Annotated in this window: 20 protein-coding genes, 2 tRNA genes and 1 other RNA gene; 4 read left to right on the top strand and 19 right to left on the bottom strand. The window is 37.4% G+C overall.

The window, feature by feature from the left end; genetic code table 11:
• Nucleotides 1-39: 39 nt before the first annotated feature.
• From ABES03_RS16675 to ABES03_RS16655, 5 genes are all read right to left on the bottom strand, one after another.
• Nucleotides 40-567, bottom strand: a complete 528-nt coding sequence (locus tag ABES03_RS16675) for a GrpB family protein (protein WP_430118689.1) — start codon at nucleotides 565-567, stop codon at nucleotides 40-42.
• 114 nt (nucleotides 568-681) lie between these two features.
• The gene (sstT, locus tag ABES03_RS16670; protein ID WP_430118687.1) at nucleotides 682-1,920 is read right to left on the bottom strand and encodes a serine/threonine transporter SstT; all 1,239 of its coding nucleotides are present in this window, start codon (nucleotides 1,918-1,920) and stop codon (nucleotides 682-684) included.
• Nucleotides 1,921-2,479: 559 nt separating this feature from the next.
• A complete protein-coding gene (locus ABES03_RS16665; RefSeq protein ID WP_430118743.1) occupies nucleotides 2,480-2,563 on the bottom strand; it encodes a putative holin-like toxin in 84 nt (27 codons plus the stop codon).
• Between the two features lie 385 nt (nucleotides 2,564-2,948).
• Entirely contained in the window at nucleotides 2,949-3,707 is a 759-nt protein-coding gene (locus ABES03_RS16660; RefSeq protein ID WP_430118686.1) for a hypothetical protein, read from the bottom strand.
• 344 nt (nucleotides 3,708-4,051) lie between these two features.
• The gene (locus ABES03_RS16655) at nucleotides 4,052-5,014 is read right to left on the bottom strand and encodes a S8 family peptidase (protein WP_430118684.1); all 963 of its coding nucleotides are present in this window, start codon (nucleotides 5,012-5,014) and stop codon (nucleotides 4,052-4,054) included.
• Nucleotides 5,015-5,414: 400 nt separating this feature from the next.
• Between ABES03_RS16655 and ABES03_RS16650 the strand changes: the two genes are divergently transcribed.
• On the top strand, nucleotides 5,415-5,600 hold the full coding sequence (locus ABES03_RS16650) for a hypothetical protein (protein WP_430118682.1): 186 nt from the start codon (nucleotides 5,415-5,417) through the stop codon (nucleotides 5,598-5,600).
• Nucleotides 5,601-6,683: 1,083 nt separating this feature from the next.
• Here ABES03_RS16650 and ABES03_RS16645 read toward each other — a convergent pair.
• The 5 genes from ABES03_RS16645 to ABES03_RS16625 all read right to left on the bottom strand — a co-directional run bounded on the left by ABES03_RS16645 (nucleotide 6,684) and on the right by ABES03_RS16625 (nucleotide 12,349).
• Nucleotides 6,684-7,337, bottom strand: a complete 654-nt coding sequence (locus ABES03_RS16645) for a vWA domain-containing protein (RefSeq protein ID WP_430118680.1) — start codon at nucleotides 7,335-7,337, stop codon at nucleotides 6,684-6,686.
• A gap of 78 nt (nucleotides 7,338-7,415) precedes the next feature.
• Nucleotides 7,416-8,417 (bottom strand): macro domain-containing protein, encoded by a 1,002-nt coding sequence (locus tag ABES03_RS16640; RefSeq protein ID WP_430118678.1) that lies wholly within the window; start codon nucleotides 8,415-8,417, stop codon nucleotides 7,416-7,418.
• A 97-nt stretch (nucleotides 8,418-8,514) separates the two neighbouring features.
• The gene (locus ABES03_RS16635; protein WP_430118676.1) at nucleotides 8,515-9,762 is read right to left on the bottom strand and encodes an L-lactate MFS transporter; all 1,248 of its coding nucleotides are present in this window, start codon (nucleotides 9,760-9,762) and stop codon (nucleotides 8,515-8,517) included.
• A 149-nt stretch (nucleotides 9,763-9,911) separates the two neighbouring features.
• Nucleotides 9,912-10,691: a LytR/AlgR family response regulator transcription factor gene (locus tag ABES03_RS16630; protein ID WP_430118674.1), complete on the bottom strand. Its 780-nt coding sequence runs from the start codon at nucleotides 10,689-10,691 to the stop codon at nucleotides 9,912-9,914.
• Entirely contained in the window at nucleotides 10,688-12,349 is a 1,662-nt protein-coding gene (locus ABES03_RS16625; RefSeq protein WP_430118673.1) for a LytS/YhcK type 5TM receptor domain-containing protein, read from the bottom strand. The genes ABES03_RS16630 and ABES03_RS16625 overlap by 4 nt, the downstream gene beginning before the upstream one ends.
• 375 nt (nucleotides 12,350-12,724) lie before the next feature.
• Between ABES03_RS16625 and ppsA the strand changes: the two genes are divergently transcribed.
• The gene (ppsA, locus tag ABES03_RS16620) at nucleotides 12,725-15,325 is read left to right on the top strand and encodes a phosphoenolpyruvate synthase (protein WP_430118671.1); all 2,601 of its coding nucleotides are present in this window, start codon (nucleotides 12,725-12,727) and stop codon (nucleotides 15,323-15,325) included.
• A gap of 111 nt (nucleotides 15,326-15,436) precedes the next feature.
• Here ppsA and ABES03_RS16615 read toward each other — a convergent pair whose 3' ends face one another.
• Nucleotides 15,437-16,162 (bottom strand): TIGR02206 family membrane protein, encoded by a 726-nt coding sequence (locus tag ABES03_RS16615; protein ID WP_430118669.1) that lies wholly within the window; start codon nucleotides 16,160-16,162, stop codon nucleotides 15,437-15,439.
• A gap of 152 nt (nucleotides 16,163-16,314) precedes the next feature.
• On the opposite strand from ABES03_RS16615, the gene ABES03_RS16610 reads away from it, so the two are divergent.
• Nucleotides 16,315-16,536: a spore germination protein GerPB gene (locus tag ABES03_RS16610; protein ID WP_430118667.1), complete on the top strand. Its 222-nt coding sequence runs from the start codon at nucleotides 16,315-16,317 to the stop codon at nucleotides 16,534-16,536.
• A gap of 148 nt (nucleotides 16,537-16,684) precedes the next feature.
• Here the strand turns inward: ABES03_RS16610 and ABES03_RS16605 are convergent, their stop codons facing one another.
• Nucleotides 16,685-17,230, bottom strand: a complete 546-nt coding sequence (locus ABES03_RS16605) for a helix-turn-helix domain-containing protein (RefSeq protein WP_430118665.1) — start codon at nucleotides 17,228-17,230, stop codon at nucleotides 16,685-16,687.
• Between the two features lie 140 nt (nucleotides 17,231-17,370).
• Here ABES03_RS16605 and ABES03_RS16600 point away from each other — a divergent pair, with 140 nt between their 5' ends.
• Nucleotides 17,371-17,994 (top strand): LysE family translocator, encoded by a 624-nt coding sequence (locus tag ABES03_RS16600; RefSeq protein ID WP_430118663.1) that lies wholly within the window; start codon nucleotides 17,371-17,373, stop codon nucleotides 17,992-17,994.
• Between the two features lie 59 nt (nucleotides 17,995-18,053).
• Here the strand turns inward: ABES03_RS16600 and ABES03_RS16595 are convergent, their stop codons facing one another.
• The 7 genes from ABES03_RS16595 to ABES03_RS16565 all read right to left on the bottom strand — a co-directional run bounded on the left by ABES03_RS16595 (nucleotide 18,054) and on the right by ABES03_RS16565 (nucleotide 22,113).
• Complete coding sequence (locus ABES03_RS16595; RefSeq protein WP_430118661.1) at nucleotides 18,054-19,280, bottom strand: Bcr/CflA family multidrug efflux MFS transporter; 1,227 nt, start codon at nucleotides 19,278-19,280, stop codon at nucleotides 18,054-18,056.
• A 651-nt stretch (nucleotides 19,281-19,931) separates the two neighbouring features.
• The gene (locus ABES03_RS16590) at nucleotides 19,932-20,288 is read right to left on the bottom strand and encodes a hydrolase (RefSeq protein ID WP_430118659.1); all 357 of its coding nucleotides are present in this window, start codon (nucleotides 20,286-20,288) and stop codon (nucleotides 19,932-19,934) included.
• 113 nt (nucleotides 20,289-20,401) lie between these two features.
• Nucleotides 20,402-20,487: signal recognition particle sRNA small type (gene ffs, locus ABES03_RS16585), an RNA gene on the bottom strand.
• A tRNA-Leu gene (locus ABES03_RS16580) sits at nucleotides 20,487-20,568 on the bottom strand. Before ABES03_RS16580 ends, ffs begins: the two co-directional genes overlap by 1 nt.
• A 12-nt stretch (nucleotides 20,569-20,580) precedes the next feature.
• Nucleotides 20,581-20,671: transfer RNA gene (locus tag ABES03_RS16575), tRNA-Ser, on the bottom strand.
• A 110-nt stretch (nucleotides 20,672-20,781) separates the two neighbouring features.
• Nucleotides 20,782-21,327, bottom strand: a complete 546-nt coding sequence (locus tag ABES03_RS16570) for a GNAT family N-acetyltransferase (protein WP_430118657.1) — start codon at nucleotides 21,325-21,327, stop codon at nucleotides 20,782-20,784.
• A gap of 132 nt (nucleotides 21,328-21,459) precedes the next feature.
• On the bottom strand, nucleotides 21,460-22,113 hold the full coding sequence (locus tag ABES03_RS16565; protein WP_430118741.1) for a DsbA family oxidoreductase: 654 nt from the start codon (nucleotides 22,111-22,113) through the stop codon (nucleotides 21,460-21,462).
• Nucleotides 22,114-22,162: the final 49 nt, after the last annotated feature.

The raw sequence follows: 22,162 nt of genomic DNA, 5'->3' as shown, positions 1-22,162 counted from the left end.
CTTTAAAAGCCATTGATAACATTCGAAGTCCACTTCAAGCTAATTTACTCCGATAGTTTTATACCATTCCAGTGCTTTTAGTTCAATGTCTTTCACATGGCAATCCTTACCGTTTATGTACGATTCAATGTCATAAGGAAATTGTTGTGCTAATTTCTCTTTTAATTCACCATAGGCCTTCTTCTCATTTGGATGATTTCTCAAATAATCCCGAAAAGCTAGATGTCGTTTTATTTCATAACTACCAACCTGATAAATGTGAATGTGATGAGATCGATTGTCCCCACCTTTTTGAAAATATCTTCGTCCAGATATTCCATTCTCACCCTTAGATTCATATCCAATTTCCTGCATTTTTGGATTAAACTTATCAATCATATTAATGTCTTTCACCACAGGCATAATGTCTATTATTGGTTTAGCTTTTAACCCGGGAACAGCTGTACTGCCAATGTGGTAGATAACCACGATTTCGTTTCTATAAATCCGTTTTAGTTTTTCAGCTTCTTCCGAAAACAAATAAGACCACTTTTCATTATAGGAACATACTTCAACCCTTCTCAACATACCCCCCCTTTATTCTTGGTTTTTCCATAATATCCTGTCTTCTTCTTGAACGCAATAAAAAATGACGTGTACTAATTCACACGTCATTTCTTATGTTTTAATGTTCTTTCTTTATTATGAAGCTTTTTGAATACGAATGTTCTTTCCTTCTTTACGCTGCTTCTTAAATTCAGCAGTTGCTGTAAAAAGAACGTCCGTAGAAGAGTTAAGAGCCGTTTCAAATGAATCCTGTAAAACACCAATGATAAATCCAACACCAACGACCTGCATCGCCACATCCCCTGGAATTCCGAACAAGCTACATGCAAGTGGGATTAACAATAGGGAACCACCAGCAACCCCTGAAGCCCCACAAGCACATACTGCAGACAGAACACTTAGGATGATTGCTGTAGGAATGTCCACATGAATGCCAAGTGTATGAACCGCTGCAAGTGTCAAGACAGAAATAGTAACAGCTGCACCAGCCATATTAATCGTTGCACCTAGCGGAATGGATACAGAATACGTATCCTTATCTAGATTTAAATCTTCACATAATTTCATATTCACTGGAATATTAGAAGCTGAGCTTCGTGTAAAGAATGCTGTAATCCCACTTTCTTTTAAACACTTGAACACAAGTGGATATGGGTTTTGGCGAATATTTACAAATACGATGATTGGGTTCACTACTAAAGCAACTAGAAGCATACATCCAATCAAAACAGTTAGCAATTTTCCATAACTTAGTAAAGACCCTATTCCATTTGTAGTTATAGAGTCAAATACTAGACCCATAATCCCTAGTGGAGCAAATCTGATTACCCATGTAACCAATTTCGAAACGGCATCTGAAAAATTAGCAATCATCGTTTTTGTGGTATCAGCAGCATTTTTTAAAGCCAAACCAAGAAGTACCGCCCATGCTAAAATTCCGATATAGTTTGCATTAAAAATCGCTTTTACTGGGTTATCTACTACGTTCAGAAGTAAAGTTTTAAGAACTTCAACTACACCGCCAGGAGCCGTTACATCCTCCGCACCCTTTCCGAGAGTTAAGCTAACTGGGAACATAAAGCTTACAACAACCGCTATGAATCCAGCTAAAAAAGTGCCTAAGAGATAAAGAACGATGATGGATTTCATATTAGTTTTGTGACCACTCTTATGTTGGGCAATGGCCGACATAACCAAGAAAAGGACCAATACAGGTGCTATTGCTTTTAATGCACCAACAAATAATGAACCAAAAATGGCCACTGGTTTTGCAACATCAGGAATCGAGACAGCCAAAATGATCCCAATAATCAAACCAACAACAATTTGTTTGACCAGACTCAGCTGATTCCATTTTCTCCATAAACTTTTCAAAGATAGTCCCCCCTAGTAGTGTAAGATAATTTCAAGAGTTCATAGTCATTTTAGATGTGATGGATTAAGCCTATTTACTAGTGTTTTTTCCTATTAAAATAGATATCTTAGTCAATTACAACAAAGGCTTCGGCACCTCATCACTTTAACTATTAAATAATAAATAGTATTATAAAGAATATTTAGATATATTACAATAGTATTATCACTAATTAAAATAAAAGGATAGACTGTAAACGCCTCCATCCTTTTCTTAACTGAATATTTATTTTATCATCAAATAGATTTAAAAAATCCGAAAACGATTGAACGTAATTCATTTTTGTACTCACTTTGGATTAATAGTCCCATTCAAAAAATTATATATTTTACATTCGGGTCAAATGAATGCATGCAAAATAGTTTCATTTTCACGTAAGTAGGTTATAATAAAATTAACTATGAATAAACTAAAAAAGACCGAACATGCTGTCACATGATCGGTCAAGCAATAGACGGTTCCCTCAAAGGGGATCGGCTTACTAGGGATAATCCACCTGAGCCTCAACTCAAGGGTGGGTTATTTTTTATGGTTAAATGACAGAATGCCTACGATTAAACTAGCGAAAGCTATCGTAACCATTAAAGTTTCGAAAACTGTCATTCAGCATCACCCCCTTTCTATATGGGAGTGTGCCGACCACCCTTGAGAAATCCTATTCTATTACTCTTATATTTTATCATAACACCACTACAAAAAGAACAAACGTTCTACTTTAGTTTCAATATTTTTTCTACTATTAATTCTTTTAGTTAGTAGAATTAAAAGTCAAAAAAGTTTACTCATTTAATTATTGCTTAATCCCAGTGGTTTTATTATATATAAGAAAAGGACGAGGGCCATGGCCTCCATCCTTTTATTGATATCCCTATTCATGTGCTCTATATTTAATCTGCTTACTTTGTAGTTCCTTCAGAATTCTAGACTGATTAGTTAAATATGACCAAACAAGCATCAATAAAATAGGATTAATTACTATGGAAATTTTTTAAATTGAGGGATTTTCCGAGGATGTTTTATTATGATTTTCCATTGATTTAATTCTTTCTATCTGCAGCATAACTGAAAGGACATGAATAAAAGCTTCATGTAAAGTAGATGTTTCTAAATATTTTTCATAATGGTGATGAATGCAACACGCTATTGCTTCTCTTGCTTCGTAATTAAAATGATAGAAGTCAACTATTGGGAAAAATAAACCTCCACCTAATGGAAGTAATGTCCCCGCTATGAACTCTCCTCTTTTAACTGGAACAGCGCTCGGGTCATATACGACAACATCCATTGTTTCTTCCGCCAGAATGTCAATTGCAACAAACGCACGATCATTATATTTATGGCCGACATAATAGAACTTAGGAACCGCAGAATTGCATTCTTTTAACCAGGAAGAAATGAAGGGCTCGACTCTCAGCAAATGTTTTTTCTGTGCAATATAATCATCCATACATCTCAACTTAGGCTTACGAGTCGATTGATATAATATGTGCCACCAAAAGAGATTGTCAAGTAAACCTTGTCGTTTTTCTTTACTAGGTTGAAGGTCATCTACCAATTCCTTCAAAATTGAAAGGTTCTCATCATGGTAATACTCATCAATTGCATAAATCATAAAGTCTCGAATATATTCATCTACCATTACCTGCCTTAATTCTTCCGAAACAGGATAATCTGTTCGAAAAGTTTTTGCCTTCAGATCTGATTGGACAAGTTCAAACACATTTTTAACAGCTTTTTGCCTTTGCATCTTCGACTTCATTCCTTTCATAATATTTAATTAAAAATAATGACAAAATGCACCTTCCTTTATTTATAAAAAGTTAAACATTGTATCTAAAAATGAAGGAAAACAATAACAATGAAGGTAAGTTATGATTTACTAGACAGGAATTGAGTGGGTAAATTCAATCTTCTAGGGTAAAAGAATCGTGGATATTAGTGATAGTGTTGCTGGAGAATTTTAATGATAAATAACAAACCTAGTATATCATTAATATAATTAGAATGCTGATAGCAATACTAGATTTCACAAAAATGTAATAATTATACAAAAAACAGTGCCAAAGAAATTCCTCGGCACTGTTTTTAATCTTAAACCTTCATCACTTCAATTACTTGCTTTGTATCGAAAACTCCCGCTAAATAATCCACTGCCGTCAGATAGACCAGCCCATTCCCCTCTAGCTTTGGAGAATTACCTAAAGGAACCGTTCTTTTTATTAATTGGGCATAGATTTCAGGCTCTGTTAACTCTCTCTCAAACGATTCGAATGTAAGAGCTTTTAAGAGGGCTAAAGCACCAGATACATGCGGAGTGGCCATCGACGTTCCACTTAGCCTAGCATACTTTCCTCTCAAATAGGTGGAAAGAATATTTTCACCAGGAGCCACGAGATCCACTTCATTATTCGAATTAGTAAAATCAGAAATTTGTCGCTCCAGATTGATCGCACCTACACTAATGACTTCATTGTATGATCCAGGATAACCAAATTCATCAGTTACATCCTGCCCATCCCCTTCATTACCGGCCGCACATACAACTAGAATATTATTTGCAACTGCCTTTTGAATCGCTTCGTGTAATTCAGGTACATCTTCAGGACCACCGAGACTCATGGAAATAATATCAACCTTTTGTTCAATCGCATAGTAGATTCCATTGATGATCCATTCATATTGGCCGGATCCATTTCTATCAAGGACTTTGACAATTAATAGATTAGCTTCAGGAGCTACACCGACAACTCCTTTTTGATTGATCGTCGCTGCGATCGTGCCAGCCACATGGGTGCCATGACCATTATAATCACGAAACACTTCTTTAATGCCTTTGTCATCGTTCGTGAAATTTCTTCCACCAATAATCCGTTCCTTCAAGTCAGGATGAGTCAAATCACAGCCGGTGTCAAGAATAGCAATCGTGACTCCCTTACCCTTTGTTTTATCCCAGACTTTCGGGGCCTGTATTATGTCTACCCCTTTTGGCACCTCGGTTACTTCTTCAACCTCTGCAATCAATTGGTACGGAATCAAGCGCATTTGTCGCTCCATCGTTTTCCCTCCTACAGATTTAATTGAAGCCAACCCATGATGTTATTAATAGTTTAACAATTGTGAATATATTATTATTGATTCTTTTGGCATATTTTTCTATGAAACTACTCCTATCCTTATTGGGAAAAAAATCAATCTTCCACCTTTTATATAGTTGATTAATAGAAAAAGTGACAGGTAAAAATAAAAATAATTTTCTACAAATCGTATAAACACCGTTTGATTTACCGTCTTAATTTGTCCGAAAAAGAAATATAATTACTTTTCCTAATAAAATTTGCAGATTCATGTAGATAAGTTTTATAACTTGAATGCAGGAAAAAACCATCTCGTTATAAAAATAGTAAAGCAGGCGGAACAGACGTCTAACGAATAAGTTGAAAGGTGGTCATGATTCTTGGCAGTTGATTTATCCCTACAACAAATCGTCGAAGGTCTACCGAAGTCATTGTTATATGCAACTGATAGGGATTTGGAAGGATTCCAAAAAATTATCGAAGAAACAATAAGATTAAGAGAAGGACATAAAAACCTGCAAAAGATGGTTAAAAACTTCTCAACCACTACGATTCAGAGGACTTAAAACATAATGACTAAAACCATTTTGAAGGTGCATTCACCTTCATTTTTCTTTTAAAGAGGGGGTTTGTATCACATCTCAGACTGGTTTCACTTGAATTAACCAACCTATCAGATGTTGACCCAGGTTCGGACAGAGATGATCCTGAATGAAGGACAATTTTCCATCTTAATCTATCTGTTTTGTCCTTCATCCACCCTATGAAAGACATTTTTCATCTAAATCGATCTCTTTTTGTCCTTCATCCACCCTATGAAGGACACTTTTCATCTGAATCTAGCTCTTTTTGTCCTTCATCCACCCGATGAAAGACATTTTTCATCTAAATCTAGCTCGTTTTGTCCTTCATCCACCCGATGAAGGACATTTTTCATCTGAATCTAGCTCGTTTTGTCCTTCATCCTCCTCATGAAAGACATTTTTCATCTAAATCTATCTCTTTTTGTCCTTCATCCACCCGATGAAAGACATTTTCCATCTAAATCGATCTCTTTTTGTCCTTCATCCACCCGATGAAGGACATTTTTCATCTAAATCTATCTCTTTTTGTCCTTCATCCACCCGATGAAAGACACTTTTCATCTGAATCTATCTCTTTTTGTCCTTCATTCAATCTTTAATTCATTGAGCCTGTTAAAAGTTGCCTTAGGTCCAGACTGAATTGAACTTAAATCCAGTAAACTTGTAAAAAATTCCATTTTTTTATTAGGAAATTTAGTAAAGAGTGTATTAACTTTTAACCAAAAGAGCTTTAATAAACACAAATAAGGAAGCACTCTTCATGCTTCCTTAAAATCTAGGCTATGTTATAACTGAATGTTGATTTCACAGTGTTTGAAAAATAAACGGAAAAATTCCGCTTAAATTGGGAAATACCCTTATTTTCTTAAAAATAAGGGTATTTTTTCCGTTTATATGATCCAAATCGTTGGATTTTGTCTTACTTAGAGCAGTTAACCGGAATATTTCCGCTTATTTCTGCTTCTTAATCGCCCTCTATATACAATAGCCGGAAATTCTCCGCTTATGAATTCTCATACCTACACGAAAATCAACAATGAATGATAACAGAGCCAAAATCTAAAACTATTCATTCCTCATACGGCGATTATAATCCCTCTCAATTCCTTCTTTCCAGTTCCGTTCAATCTTTTTCCCGCTGCGAAGATTACTTACGGCTTCATTTACCGCTTCGTAATTTAATTGCGTTCCAACCTCGTCCGCGTGGTAATCTACGGCGAAGTCCTCTTCTATTCCAAATCTCGCAGCCGTTGTAACCGCATCAATATTAGCACCAAGGAACAGGAACTCCCAGCCATATTTCTCCTTTTGATCCTGAACCATTTTTTTGATTTTATCAGCTGTAAATTCATGGCTGGCATTTTCCATCCCATCCGTTGTAATCACGAATAGAACCTTATCTGCCCGCTCTTCTTCACTCGTTCTCTTTTGTACATTCACGATTTTTTGAATCGTAAAACCAATGGCATCCAATAAAGCAGTCGTACCCCCTACTTCATAATCCTCTTCTGTAATAGGAGAAATGCCTTTTACATTGATTCGATCATGTAAAAGGTCGTAATGGTGGTTGAATAATGCAGTAGTAACAATGGCTTCCCCCTCTGCTTTCTGCTGCTTCGCAAGCATGGCATTATAACCGCCAATGGTATCCGCCTCAAGGCCTGCCATAGAGCCACTTTTATCTAAAATAAACACTAATTCAGTTTTATTCTTTTTCATAAATTTTTATCCTCCGTTCTTTGATAAACTAAGGATAACAATTTTTCAAAAAGAAAAGGTCGCTTCGAAAGCGACATTTCAGGCACCTAGTAATGGCTGATCAAAAGCGAATAACGCTTCATTAATTTCATGGATATTGTAGTTTGCTTGGTCAATAAAGTATTCAATAATCACATCGAATTTACTGCTACGGGACAAAGTAAAACCTGCAGCAGACAACAACTCCATCGTTTCGTCTATACCTAACTGAAGTGCAATAGCTAGTGCAACGGCCGTTTTCTTTTTTGGAGTATAATCAACACCATTTCGGATTTTTGAAAATAATCGTCGATCAATATTGGCCCGTTTATACGTCTCCACATCTGTCATGCCTTTTTCATCAATAAAACGCAACAGCCTTTCAGAAAAAGACTCATCGAGTTGATCCAACAGGTTCACTAAGGAATACTCAGCTTCCTTAAATATCTCGTGTTGAAGGGGTTCATCCTCCTGCAACTCTTCCAATACATATGGATCTTGTCTATTTCTATTAAAAGTGATAACTGCTTCATCTACATAATTCTCGTCGATATACTCATCAATGGATTGAAATAGTTTCTTGCTTATTCCGAACGAACTTTTATCAAAAACAACTAAATAAACAAACAGATCATGTTGTAATAAAAATGAACTAATGGTGGATATTGCTATCTGCAAAGCTTCTTCCTTCGGATAGCCATAAATGCCAGTTGATATCAATGGAAAGGCAATGGATTCACATTGATATTTCTTTGCTAGTTCCAAAGAGTTAGAATAGGATTTCTTTAACAAGGCTGCTTCCTGATTTGTGCCCCCCTGCCAAATAGGTCCCGGAGTATGAATGATATATTTTGCATCCAGCTTAAACCCAGCAGTAATAACAGCCTCTCCTACCTTGCAGCTGGCGATTTGATCACATGCCTCCTGCAACTCACGGGCTCCCGCCTCACGAAAAATGGCTCCACATACACCGCCACCCATTTGAAGCGATGTATTTGCGGCATTCACAATCGCATCTACCTTCATCTTCGTAATATCATGACGAACAATTTCTAATGGCATAATTTTTCCCTTCCCCAAATTTATCGATTATTTCTTGGGTCTATTATACCAAATAAAAAAAGACCGAACATGCCGGCCTCTTTTTTATAACATATGATTAACTTGCCCGTGTCTCAGGTGAAAGGCTACGAACCTTCCCATGATTTCTTTTTTCCTTCGTTTTTGTATTCCCAGATTCCGGTGCCTTGATGGTCATAGCAATCAGTAATGAGACAATGCTCAGCACGGCAATCAGTTTAAAGGTAGGTAGGAAACCACCTAATGCTGTAGCAATAAATGATCCAGAAATGGCTCCAATTCCGAAGCCCTGATAAATGATTCCGTAGTTTTTGATCTGATTTTTCAAGCCAAAGAAATCGGCTACAATAGCAGGAAATATAGTAATATTACCGCCAAAACAGAAAGCAATCCCGGCTACACAGGTAAAGAACAAGACATAATTCAGTTGGACAAAACTCAGAACTGTTACGGCTGCTGCGGTTACAAGAAGTGCGCCTGATACCACTCTTAAACGTCCCACCTTATCTGATAATGCCCCGAGAATGATGCGTCCACTTGTATTAAAAATGGCTACTAATGCCACAGCATTACTGGCTGTTTCAATATCAAGTCCTACTAATCTAACACCAATATCCTTAACAATCCCGATCAAGAATAGCCCACTCATACACGCTGTGAAGAATATGACAAATAATAGATAAGCCTGTTTTGTTTTTAGCATTTCTTTAACAGTGAAATCTTTTTGGATGCTACCATCAAGGGTTTGCGGCTCTTGACTCATTTTTACTTCCCGAACAAGGAATGAGCCACCGACAACCAAAATCATGACGATTAATCCCCAGTAAAAGAAGGCATGGGACACACCCACTGATTGGATAAGTGAACCGTTGATGAACTTGAATAACAAACTTCCCGTACCATACGCACCAACAGAAATTCCAGAAATAAGTCCTTTTCTCTCCGGAAACCACTTAATTAAGTTTGATAGGGATGTGATGTAAGCAGTACCGTCTGCTGCACCAACAACTACACCTACTAAAATATAAAGCATCCACAATGACGAAACTTGAGAACTAAGGATTAATCCAGCTCCCAACACAAGCCCTGCACAACCAATTAAACGTCGAAGCCCCCATTTATCCTGTAGTTTCCCTGCAAACAATGTAGAGAATGCCAAGGCGAAGCTGGTGATTGAAAAAGTAATAGCAACAGAATTTAATTTCCAATGAAAGAGTTCTACTAACGGCTGGTTAAACAAACTCCAAGTATAGATGGTACCTAATCCCATCTGTACAATTATAGTTCCTAACACAATCAGCCATCGACGATCTGTTGTTGATTTCATTGCGATCTCCTCTTTTCTTCCATATAAAAAATGATAATGTTTAACATCAGAATCTTTATTAGATCTTGTTTACATCATCATCATAGCATCGAAAAAAAAGAAGAAACCGTTTTCAGAATGAGATGCCTATTATTCGGAATGAATGGCTGTTAAAGATGCATAATTTGTCGAAACGCTTTCACTTTGCTTCTGCTTACCGGAATTTCCTCAGATAGGTCCTTCAGACGCAGCATGTAGGTTTGATTAAACCATGGTACAATTTCACGGATTTTGGTCAAGTTGACCGTATATGAACGGTGACAGCGAAAGAAAAGATCCTCTGGTAAAAGAGAATCAAATTCCGATATGCTCATCGGCATGGTGTACTCCTCCTGTTGGGTATACACTAATGTAACTTTTTCACTTGCTATCGCGTAATAAATATCATTCACATCTGTTACGATAATTTTATCATTCTTTTTCAAATTGATCCGACTGGTTGTCTTCGAAGAGATTTCTCTTTGTTGTCCTTTAGAATTCAGAGGAGATTCGAGTTTTCTATCTACGCGAGTTGTTTCCGCTTGATCTCGTTTAAACGCAGATTCTAGTCGGTTTAGCATCGCGGCAATTCTCTTCTCGTCATAGGGCTTTAATATGTAATCAAATGCTTCAAGTTCAAAGGCTTGTGCTGCATGCTCTTTGTAAGCAGTAGTAAAGACAATATAGGGCCTTTTTGTAAATTTACTTATGGTACTCGCTAACAACATGCCATTAAGAGACGGAATATTAATATCCAAGAAAATTACATCTGTTTCATGTACTTGCAAAAATTTTAAGACATCTAAGCCATCATCAAAGAAATGTGTCACTTCAATTTCACTGTAGGCTTCAACTAAATACTCCAGTTCTTCACGAGCTGGTATTTCATCTTCTACAATAATCGCTTTCATAGGTTCTCCTTTACCATATCAAAAAAAACTTCTGTTCCAGGTGACAGCCGGTGAATAACTAGTCCATGTCCATAGATGAGTTTCACTCTCTGGTGAACATTATACAAGCCGATTTTGTTGGCCGGCACATCATCATGCAGCAACTGTTGAATGACATCTTCACTTATTCCAGCCCCAGTATCTCTTACACTAATTCTTATTTTGTTTCCCAAGTCCTTAACTGAAATGATTACCACTCCAGGTCCTTTGATCGTTAAGATTCCATGGATAATGGCATTTTCAACTAAAGGCTGAATGAGCAGGCTCGGTATGTGGACATTCACATCGTCAATATCGTATTCCACCGTTAATCTGCTGCCGAACCGAGCCTTCTCTATCTGCACATAATCACGAACTTGTTCTAATTCTTTATGAATATCAATCAATTCATCACTAACCTCTAAATTGTAACGCATATAACCAGAAAGATTGATAATCAATTCACGAGCCTTTTCTGGATTTTTGCGTGTGGTGGAAGCAATCGCATTGAGTGCATTAAATAAAAAGTGCGGATTAATCTTCGTTTGGAGTGCCTTCAGTTCAGCCTTGTTGGCAGCTTCTTTTATCTGCTCAATGCGCGATACTTCCATAAGTGTGGAAATAATTTGTGATAGTCCGATGGCCATAGTTTGCAGTGAATGGGTCATTTTATAGGCTTTTCGATAATAGATTTTAAGTGTCCCTGTCACCTCTCCATGCTCCTCAAAAGGAACAATTAAAAGGGAGTGAATTTGGGGTGTATGGTGATCCGCCACTTGATTACGAATAATGAATTTCCCACTGTGAATCGCCTCTTTAGTCAAATCACTTATGATTTCCTGGCCGATTGCATATCGTTCTTCTCCAAATCCAACATAAGCGAGCACATTATGGGTATCTGTAATGGCAACTGCGTCGGCCTTTATATCATTTTTTATAATACGGCAAATCTTCTTAAGTGAATCCGAGTTAATAGACCGAAAGTAAGGAAGTGTCTTATTGGCAATATCCAAAGCTAACTTTGCTTGTCTTGCTGCAATCAACTCCTTTTCACCTTCGACGCTCATCACAAGCAAAACAATAAGTCCAATGTTAACCTCTCCTGCAATCATGGGGAAGGCGATTTTAGAAACGATATCCAGACCTAGTTCAAATGGATTTGCCATCGCTAGAATCAGCACCATAGTCAAAATTTCAGACAACATACCGGCTGCAATTCCATAAATCCAGCGTAAAGACCTTTTCACTCTTCGGTTAATATACCCGGAAACAATCCCCGCAATAATGCTCGTGATGAGACATGGAATCGATGTAATTCCACCTATATCAATTAAATATCGATGGACTCCTGAAACAATACCGGTAATGATTCCTACCCATGGTCCAAATAATATTCCACCCGAAACGACAGCAATAATCCTGACATTCACAAGTGAACCTTCCACATTAATTCCTGAATACGTACCAAATATGGCAAATAAACAAAACACAAGTGTAATAACGACGCGCTCTGTAGGAGAATGGCGGTCTTTTTGAAGTGATTCCTTAAATCTCGGGATTCGTATCATAAAGAACAGGCAAATCAAAAGCAAGGCAGCCCGTTCAAATAAATGGATCAGCATTTCTAATGATGTATTCATCTAAAGTTCCTCTCAATATTTCTAAAAACACCTCTATTTTGAAGATATCTATTTATTATTTCCACTTTTCTGCTTGAAATTTATTTAACCATCAAGAATCTAATAAAAGGATGAAGACTGAGACATTTCCATACAGATTGGGCGTTTCTAAAAACACTCTAAAAAACAAAACAGTGGGGAACGAATGCTCCCCACTGTTTAAAACGTTATTTAGCTGTTTTTTTCATTAATGGCATCAGTTTACTGCAAGGTAATTTTTGTACTCTTCCTATATAAATTATAACATATAAAAAATGGTCAAAATAGACTGTTTATTCCCATTTACTACTGCTAAAATGCAATAGAACTTTAATGAGATTTGTTGGAGGGATATGGATGGGTTCATTGGTTCTCGGTTTTCAGGAAATGGAAAAAACACAGCTTTTGCTTGTTGGCGGAAAAGGATTACATTTAGGGGAATTATCAAAAATTAAAGGAATACATGTACCAGAAGGATTTTGCGTTACAACAGAGGGATATCGAAAAGCCATCGAACAAAACGAATCGTTCCAAGCATTGTTGGATCAACTAACGATGTTAAAAGTAGAGGACCGGGATCAAATTGGAGATATCAGCAGGAAGATTCGTCAACTCATTATAGAAGTAGAAATTCCTTCCGATGTGGTGATAGCAGTTGCTGACTATCTCTACAAGTTTGGCGATGAACATGCTTATGCTGTTCGTTCGAGTGCGACTGCGGAAGATTTACCATATGCCTCTTTTGCTGGTCAACAAGACACCTATTTAAATATCATCGGAAAAGAAGCCATCTTGCAAAATATCAGAAAATGTTGGGCTTCTCTATTTACGGAACGAGCGGTAATCTACCGAATACAAAATAGATTTGACCACAGACAAGTTTATATATCCGTTATCGTTCAAAGGATGGTTTTCCCACAAGCCTCAGGGATTTTATTTACCGCTGATCCGATTACCTCTAACCGAAAGTTACTATCAATCGATGCCAGTTTTGGGCTTGGAGAAGCATTGGTCTCAGGCTTGGTATCTGCCGATTGTTATAAAGTACAAGAAGATAAAATCGTCGATAAGATGATAGCAACCAAAAAACTGGCTATCTATGTACGAAAAGAAGGCGGAACGGAAACCGTGCCGATCGATCCTCATCAGCAAAAGACACAAACACTTACAGACCAACAGATATTACAACTGGCACGCATCGGAAGACAGATCGAAGCATATTTGGGCTTTCCGCAAGATATTGAATGGTGTTTAGTGGATGATACATTTTATATTGTCCAGAGCCGTCCTATCACGACTCTTTTCCCCATCCCTGAAGCTTATGATCAAGAAAACCATGTCTATATCTCTGTCGGCCATCAACAAATGATGACAGACCCCATGAAACCATTGGGATTGTCTTTTTTCTTGTTAACAACTCCTGCACCTATGCGTAAAGCTGGTGGAAGGTTGTTTGTTGATGTCACAGGACAACTCGCTTCACCTGTCAGTCGAAACAATTTATTAAACGTTATGAGACAACACGAACCGCTCATCACAGACGCTCTCATGACCGTAGTCGAGCGAAGAGATTTTATAAAAACGTTGCCAGATGATAAACAAGCACCAAGTCCTAGTAGAAACAATCCAGATATGATGGCACAATTCGATAACGATCCGTCCATCGTTATGGATTTAATTAAGAGTAGTCAAACATCCGTAGAAGAGTTAAAACAAAACATTCAAACGAAATCAGGTTCACAAGTTTTAGAGTTTATTTTAGAAGATCTTAAGGAATTAAAGAAGATTTTATTTAACCCACAAAGTTCGGCTGTCATTAGGGTAGCGATGAATGCTTCATTATGGATCAATGAAAAAATGAACGAGTGGTTAGGTGAAAAAAACGCATCAGACACACTTTCTCAATCTGTGCCAAACAATATTACTTCAGAAATGGGTCTAGCGTTAATGGATGTAGCAGATGTGATTCGTCCTTATCCAAAAGTCATTGATTATTTACAACATGTAAAAGATGATAACTTTTTAGAGAAAATCGTGAAGTTTGAAGGTGGAGAAAAAGTACGAGAAGCACTAATCGCTTTTCTCAATAAATATGGAATGAGGTGTGCCGGAGAAATTGATATGACGAGAAGTCGTTGGAGCGAAAAACCAACGACACTTGTCCCCTTGATTCTGGGTAACATCAAAAATTTTGAGCCGAATGCCAGCAAACAGAAATTTGAGCACGGACTACAGGTAGCTTTTAATAAAGAACACGAGTTATTAAATCGATTGAAGCAATTGCCTGATGGTGAACAGAAAGCCAAAGAAACAAAACGAATGATCGACCTAATTCGGAATTTCATTGGCTATCGGGAATATCCAAAATACGGCATGATCAATCGTTACTTTCTTTATAAGCAGGCATTACTGAAAGAAGCCGAACAACTCGTACATGAGGGCGTTATTTTTGAAAAAGAAGACATATACTATCTCACTTTTGAAGAACTTCAGGAAGTCGTTCGCACAAATAAACTAGATTACCAGATCATCAGCAAGCGAAAAGACGAGTACAAATTATATGAAAAACTAACTCCCCCACGTGTGATTACGTCTGATGGTGAAATCATTGCAGGTGAGTACAAACGAGAAAATCTCCCAGCTGAAGCAATTGTAGGCCTACCTGTTTCTTCCGGAGTGATAGAGGGACGTGCGCGTGTCATCTTAAACATGGAGGATGCTGATCTAGAAGCTGGAGATATATTAGTCACCCCCTTTACTGACCCTAGCTGGACACCATTGTTTGTCTCCATAAAAGGCTTAGTCACCGAAGTTGGTGGGCTGATGACCCATGGAGCAGTTATCGCACGTGAATATGGACTACCAGCAGTTGTCGGAGTCGAAAGTGCTACTAAACTGATAAAAGATGGGCAACGAATTAGAGTGCACGGGACAGAAGGGTTTATCGAAATATTATAAAGAGGAAATTGAAGAATAGAAAAATGAAAAGGCTCAGTATAGGAAACTGAGCCTTTTCATTGCGAGTTTTGAGCCTCCACCCTTTTACTCCACTATTATTAAATGTGCCGACTACCCCGCATCCTTCACCCTTATATTTTTCTTTTCTATCCTTTGTAAAATTTCCATTGGAATATAGGTAATCCCAAATACAATCAGTGCAGCAATTTCTAGATTTATATAATACATAATCCCAGTTCCGAAGAATGTTAGAATGGTTTCTGATTCTGTTGGAGCAGCCAAGTAGAAAAAGTTCGTGTCAATCAGCTTATTCAAGATAAATATTGGAACGGCAATAATGTTAGCGGTTATATAGCTAAACAAAATCGCTTTCCTTGGAACTCTGTAACCTTCATAAAGGATAAAATACAATGCGGCTAACGGAAGAATGGAATGGTGAAGGAAATACTCGATATAATGAAAATGCGGGAATGTATAGACCATTTCTGGTGTAACCATAGCTAAAAATGGAGGAAGCGTACCGAAAAAATATAACAAATAAAACATTTTATGATTCTTTTTCAGAAATAAATACATCGCTAAAAAGGTACTAAGTGAACAGAGCTGTAAAGGAAGATCACTCACATCCCATTGATCGGTTAAAATTAACCATAGATGCGAGGAAATCTCACAGGCCGGTAAAAGAATAAACAGTGTCCATTTAATAATCTGCTGATAAATCTTACGTTTGTTTCTGAAATACACTAAAAAACCACAGGCTACAAAGAATACCACTAATGTCCAAAGATGAACAGAAGAAAATAACTCAAATCCCTGCATTCCTGTAACAGAAAACATGATGTTATCACCACCTCTCGCTGTTCGGTGAAATGCTGTTATTGTAAGTGTATTCAACTATAAATAAAAATGGCACGAATTAAATTCATATCAATAAAAAGGTAACTCAAGATTCAGTCTTAGCATATAATCATGGTGGGTGGGTGATTGATATGGAGAATAAGATAGAACAAGCATTTAAAATCAATTTTTTAAAAATCGGCACCATGACCAATACTGGAGTTTTACAAATTGGTGTGGGGGCTGGTATTACTCAAAAAGGTGCTCCAGCCGGTTATACTACCATTGGAGAGAGTTTAGTGCATGTTACAGCACCAACAGCACCTGCAGTTCCATTGCAAGCAGCAGTACGTGATTTTGCAGAAGGTTTGTAATGTTGATAAGAGTATTTAACGGGTCAGTACCTTTCGAAAAAATAATAAGAAGTAATATAAAAAATGACCAACAAATTTGCTGGTCATTTTTGTTTGATTTAAAGTCGTTTTTTAGTTAATTTCCCCTGTTGTATGTTCAGCAAGGATATTAAAAAGCCGCCGGAGTGACCGAAAATAGGATTGATGCTTTTTCATTAAACTGATTTTCCCATTTATGCTTCATATGTGCGGGTATCTTTACACTATCTCCAGGCTCTAATATGTATTGTTCATCCTCTAAATACACCTTAATTTTCCCTTCCAATACAAAAGCAACCTCTTCTCCTTTGTGAGCCAAAAGTTTCTCAGATGAAGAGGTATTCGGAGGTACATTCATAATCGCAGTTGCCAGTGGTCCTGAAAAATCAGGTGACAATAATTCATACGAAAGTCCATCAACAATCATTTTTTTTCGTTCTTCTGACCTTACAACTAAATCATCTGTATTTGTTTCTTCAAGTAAAAAACTAAAAGTAGGAACATCAAGTGCCTTAGCTAAAACCTTTAGAGTTTGAATAGAAGGATTAGCTAATCCACGTTCAATTTGACTTAACATGGACGGTGTGATTTCAGCTATTTCCGCTAATTCTCTATTGCTCAAACCCTTGGCTTTTCTGAATCTCTCCACTTTTTTACCAATATCTATATTCTCCATTGGCGCTCCTTTTATTAAATATTATTAAATTTTATTAAATAAAAATTAACAACTATTTGTAAATGTGTTAAATTGTATTTAACTATATAAAATTATATTTTACCAACTTGTAGTTTACAAGTCAGGAAAGGGTGGAGAGAATGAATGACTTCTTTACGTTTTTAATCCTTTCATTATTTGTTGTCATGAGTCCAGGAATCGATACAGCACTTATAACAAAGAGGACGTTTTCAGATGGAAGAACAGATGGTTATAAAATGGCTTTTGGTATTACAGCTGGCTCTTTGGTACATACCTTCGCTGCTGCCTTTGGCCTTTCTGCTATTTTAATGCAGTCTGCTGTAGCGTTTGAAATTGTGAAATATGCGGGTGCCATTTACTTAATCTACCTCGGATTATCTTCTTTTATCTCTAGGAAAAAGAAGAAAGTTGCTAGTGTTGAAAACCAAAATCATTCTGACATGAAAAAGTCAGCTTTTAAGCAAGGTCTCTTTTCAAATGTACTTAATCCTAAGGTGGCCATGTTCTTCTTAACCTTTTTACCCCAATTTGTGCAACCGGGAGCTGCCGTAACAGAACAACTAATTATTATGGGTGTTATTTATACAGTCCTCTCTATCACCTGGTTCCTTATTTACGTCTTTTTCATCAACTATTTGCGTGAATGGCTTATGTCTCCGAAAGTGCAAAGGATTATGGATAAGACAACAGGAGTTATCTTAATTGGATTTGGATTAAAGCTCGCTTTAGATAGACAACAATAAGAAACCAGATAAAAAAAACGCTAAACTCAAATAAAAATGAGTTTAGCGTTTTTTTATCACTATTTTTGTTTTGATAGCTTAATAGCTTGTATCCATATCGAAGCTTTTCGTACTAAACCAAAATAGGATAAGAAGGCCAAGAAACTGGCGCAGAAGATAATGACACCCATAGGAACGCCGGTATTTGCCCCTGCTATTCCCACAAGCGGAGCTGATATGGAGCCGAGTACAAAAGGCAAAACCCCTAATAAAGCGGAAGCACTCCCCGCAATATGGCCTTGTGATTCAATAGCTAATGCAAAACACGTGGTACCAATAATACTAATGGAAGACACAAAAAAGAAAATCGGGATCGCGACGGCGAAAAGTGGTGCTTTTAAAAGCAGAGCAATGAGTAACCATGCACCCGCTACATTGGAGATGACTAATCCAATCTTTAGGAATGTCTTCTCCTGAATGAAATCTGCCAAACGCCCTACCGACTGACTTCCAATAATTAGAGCAATTCCATTTACTCCAAATAAAAAACTAAATTGTTGAGGTGTAACGCCGTAAATATTTTGATAGACAAACGGAATCCCAGATACATAGGCAAAAATTCCTGCAGTCGTAAAACCCTGAGTTAGTGCGTATCCCAAGAACGTGCGGTCTCTAAACAAAGAACCAAAATTCCTCAGAATTTGAGGAAAATTGCTTGGTACACGATTTTCTACTGGCAGAGTTTCTTCTAATTTTAATATAACTGTGAAGAGCAATATCGCACCTAAACAAGCCAATGCAACAAAAACTCCATGCCAATTAGTAAAAGCAAGAATTCCCCCGCCAGCAATAGGTGCAACGATTGGCCCCAGGTTTCCTACTAACACCATCATCGTAAAAAACTTAGTCAGTTCCCTTCCACTAAAAAGATCTCTGACAATCGCTCTTGAGATCACAAGTCCACCTGCTGCAGCAAAGCCCTGTACTAGACGAGATATAATAAGGAAATAGATATTGGGCGCAATAGCGCATGTCAGCGAAGCAAGTAGGTACAAGATGATAAAGAATATCAAAGGTTTTCGACGGCCTTTCACATCACTCATAGGACCAATGATCAATTGTCCCAAACCCAGACCTAATAAACAAGAAGTTAAACTAATTTGTACTAATGAAGCTGTGGTATGATAATCTTTTACAATCGTTGGAAAGGACGGCAAATACGTATCAATTGTAAAAGGTCCTAATAGTCCAAGTGATCCTAGAAGTAAAGCCAGCTGTATTCGTTTTTTCCCACTCGGTTTATTCAATTTCCATCGCCTTTCTAAAAAAAAGTATTTGTTTAAATACTTTTTTTAATTTATTTCGAGCTGCTAAATAAAAATAATGTTCATTATAACTCATAACTTAATCGTAAACAATGGTGATTTGCTCCTTTTTGCTCATTACATATTTAAGGTAGGCTGTGTTATACCAGAATGTTGATTTCACTTTGTATGAAAAATAAACGGAAAAATTCCGCCTAAATTGGGAAATACCTATATTTCCTTAAAAATAAGAGGAGTTTTTCCGTTTATATTATTAAATTGTATGGATTTTATCCTACTTTAGAGCAGTTAACCGGAATATCTCCGTTTATTTGGCTTATTAAGATTCCTCTTTCAACATTAGCAGGAAATTCTCCGCCTATGAATTCTCTTACGTACCAAAAAATCGTTACGCTGCGGTCGGCAAGGGCCTGCAAACTTCTTAATGAGCAACATTTGTCATTCGCAATCCACTGCTTTAGCCATTAAAAGCAAAGTAGCAAGGGTTAAACCCTTGCTACCTCTAATGTTTTTTTACAAATTGCCCTACATTTTTACAGTGCAAAAAGGATTACTTTTTGGTTTGCATTTCCTGTACAAATTGACGTTTTGCGGTAGGATACGGAGCCCAAAAAACATGAGTGCCTCAATGCATCAAAACTCCCGGTACCCAAGTATAGCCTGTTCGTTTTCTAATTCACTATTCAAGATTCCCATTTCACGAATATGTGTACGAGTTTTTTCATCACCTAAATAATAGAGTAAAGAATAGATCACCATCATTCGTAGGTCATACGCTTTATTTTCGGGTTGATGATGGTATTCAAGAAAAGGAACGTGGGCTCGCATATAACTTTCCCAATCCGTTTCATCAGTTTTATCGAATAGCCGTTCCAGGACAGCGACTTGGCTTTCCGTTGCGTAAATCTTAAAATCCCATTCCCCTCCATTCGGTTCACCAAAAATCTCGTGCGTTTGTATGTTTATGAAATAGCTACGTTTTTCATCCATATGATCATCTCCTATCCTTTTTCCATGTATACCACAACTTTTCAAGTCCAAAACGGTAAAGAAAAAACGCTAACCTCATATAAGAATGAGATTAGCGTTGGTCGCTTTCGCACTATGTAATAGCCCACACAATTTCACTAGTTATGGCTGCTGCATTCCTGCCCTGACCAGTTTCTTAGTGTCCTTGTTGGACTATGATGCGGGTGAAGGGAGTCGAACCCCCACGCCCAAAGGCGCCAGATCCTAAGTCTGGTGCGTCTGCCAATTCCGCCACACCCGCAAAACAATATGATGGCAGAGAAGAAGGGATTTGAACCCTCGCGCCGGTTACCCGACCTACACCCTTAGCAGGGGCGCCTCTTCAGCCTCTTGAGTACTTCTCTGTATGAAGAACTACTTCAATAAGTTCCGTTAAGAACTTACAAGACAACTATATCATCCGAACTAATTGGAAGCTACCTGTAAATTTTGGTAGACAAAAGTCCTGAGTTTTCTATCTCTTTTTCTGAAACGATGCCTTATGGAACTTTCCAATATGCTTAAACAATTCCTCACCAGTAAATTCCTTATGCGTAGATTTGGTTTGAACATACATAGCCTGATAAGGTTCCGGCACCCATATATAATGATGAATATAATCCGTCAGTACAAACCCGCACTTCTGCCAAAAATGAATCCTTTTAATGTTTTCCGGTATTTTTTCTGCTTCAACTTCAATTATTAAAGCATCAAAGTTACTTAGAGACCATTCACGAATATAGTTCACCATTTTCTTACCTAACCCCTGGTTTTGAAAATCCGGGTGAACAGCCAAATAATCAACTAATAAGGCATCCATTTCATTTAATTTACCTGTAAGGGCTATCGCAACGATTTGGTCTCCCAGAAAACCAATATGTAAATAGCAGATCCCTTTTTGAAACATATTCCGAATGATTTCCTCTGGTTTTGCTCCCTTGTCTTTGAAAGCTTGTTTATAAATGAAGCCTGCCTCGGCCCATGTATCTTCATTCCATTCATCATACGTTTTAAAATTCAAAACAATTTACCTGGAATATTGTCCCGAACATGCTACCAGGTTTCCCTCCTCGTCATTTTGTTTTTTATTATTTACCGTTTAGTAAAAAACAACCTGATTCAATCAGGCTGTTTTTTGACTTAAGGTAACGGATTACTTTTTAGGTATTTCACAACCATTTTCATCACAGACGATTCCATCTTCATTGTTTAACACAACGATTTCATCCTCTTGAATGACTTTTCTCATTGCTTGAACAAACGCCTCAGTTGGTTGTGCACCGGTTAGGGCATACTTTTTATTGATAAGGAAGAATGGAACACCTGTAACCTGGTACTGCCTTGCTGTTTGCTCATCTGCACGTACTTCATCCGCCATCTCATCACTTGCCAGCATGTTTTCTACAGATTCCCTGTTTAACCCCACTTCTACCGCCAATTCCGTTAAGGTTTCATGATTACCAATATGCTTGGATTCCGTAAAATGCGCGTGTAAAATTCGTTCCGTCATCTCTTTCATTAAGCCATGTTTCTTAGCAAACATCGTTAAACGGTGTGCATCGAAGGTGTTCGTTAAAATAAGAGTATCCATTTGATAATCCAGCCCAGCTGCCTTCGCCATTTGTACCATTCTTTCGGTATTAGCTTTTGCTTGTGCGATACTCATCCCATATTTTTTTGCTAACGCTTCGTAAATGTTTTCTTTGATGTCGCGACCAATTGTCGGATCCAATTCGAAACAACGGTAAGTTACTTCAATTGGATGGTCAAACTGTTTAATGGCATCCTCCAGATGCCTTTTGCCAATATAGCAAAATGGTCAAGCGTAATCAGTCCACATTTCAATATGCATGTTT

Source organism: Neobacillus rhizosphaerae, from assembly GCF_050477885.1.
Taxonomy (GTDB): Bacteria; Bacillota; Bacilli; order Bacillales; family Cytobacillaceae; genus Neobacillus; species Neobacillus rhizosphaerae_A.
Note: the sequence above shows the minus strand (reverse complement) of the source record. Positions and strands in the feature narration are given on the sequence as shown.

Coding starts and splice junctions, on each gene's coding strand:
- ABES03_RS16630 (WP_430118674.1), bottom strand. CDS start 10,691: ATGAAAGCGATTATTGTAGAAGATGAAATACCAGCTCGTGAAGAACTG.
- ABES03_RS16675 (WP_430118689.1), bottom strand. CDS start 567: ATGTTGAGAAGGGTTGAAGTATGTTCCTATAATGAAAAGTGGTCTTAT.
- ABES03_RS16605 (WP_430118665.1), bottom strand. CDS start 17,230: ATGGAGAATATAGATATTGGTAAAAAAGTGGAGAGATTCAGAAAAGCC.
- ABES03_RS16610 (WP_430118667.1), top strand. CDS start 16,315: ATGGAGAATAAGATAGAACAAGCATTTAAAATCAATTTTTTAAAAATC.
- ABES03_RS16645 (WP_430118680.1), bottom strand. CDS start 7,337: ATGAAAAAGAATAAAACTGAATTAGTGTTTATTTTAGATAAAAGTGGC.
- ABES03_RS16655 (WP_430118684.1), bottom strand. CDS start 5,014: ATGGAGCGACAAATGCGCTTGATTCCGTACCAATTGATTGCAGAGGTT.
- ABES03_RS16640 (WP_430118678.1), bottom strand. CDS start 8,417: ATGCCATTAGAAATTGTTCGTCATGATATTACGAAGATGAAGGTAGAT.
- ppsA (WP_430118671.1), top strand. CDS start 12,725: ATGGGTTCATTGGTTCTCGGTTTTCAGGAAATGGAAAAAACACAGCTT.
- ABES03_RS16615 (WP_430118669.1), bottom strand. CDS start 16,162: ATGTTTTCTGTTACAGGAATGCAGGGATTTGAGTTATTTTCTTCTGTT.
- ABES03_RS16625 (WP_430118673.1), bottom strand. CDS start 12,349: ATGAATACATCATTAGAAATGCTGATCCATTTATTTGAACGGGCTGCC.
- ABES03_RS16600 (WP_430118663.1), top strand. CDS start 17,371: ATGAATGACTTCTTTACGTTTTTAATCCTTTCATTATTTGTTGTCATG.
- ABES03_RS16660 (WP_430118686.1), bottom strand. CDS start 3,707: ATGCAAAGGCAAAAAGCTGTTAAAAATGTGTTTGAACTTGTCCAATCA.
- ABES03_RS16665 (WP_430118743.1), bottom strand. CDS start 2,563: ATGACAGTTTTCGAAACTTTAATGGTTACGATAGCTTTCGCTAGTTTA.
- ABES03_RS16590 (WP_430118659.1), bottom strand. CDS start 20,288: ATGGATGAAAAACGTAGCTATTTCATAAACATACAAACGCACGAGATT.
- ABES03_RS16635 (WP_430118676.1), bottom strand. CDS start 9,762: ATGAAATCAACAACAGATCGTCGATGGCTGATTGTGTTAGGAACTATA.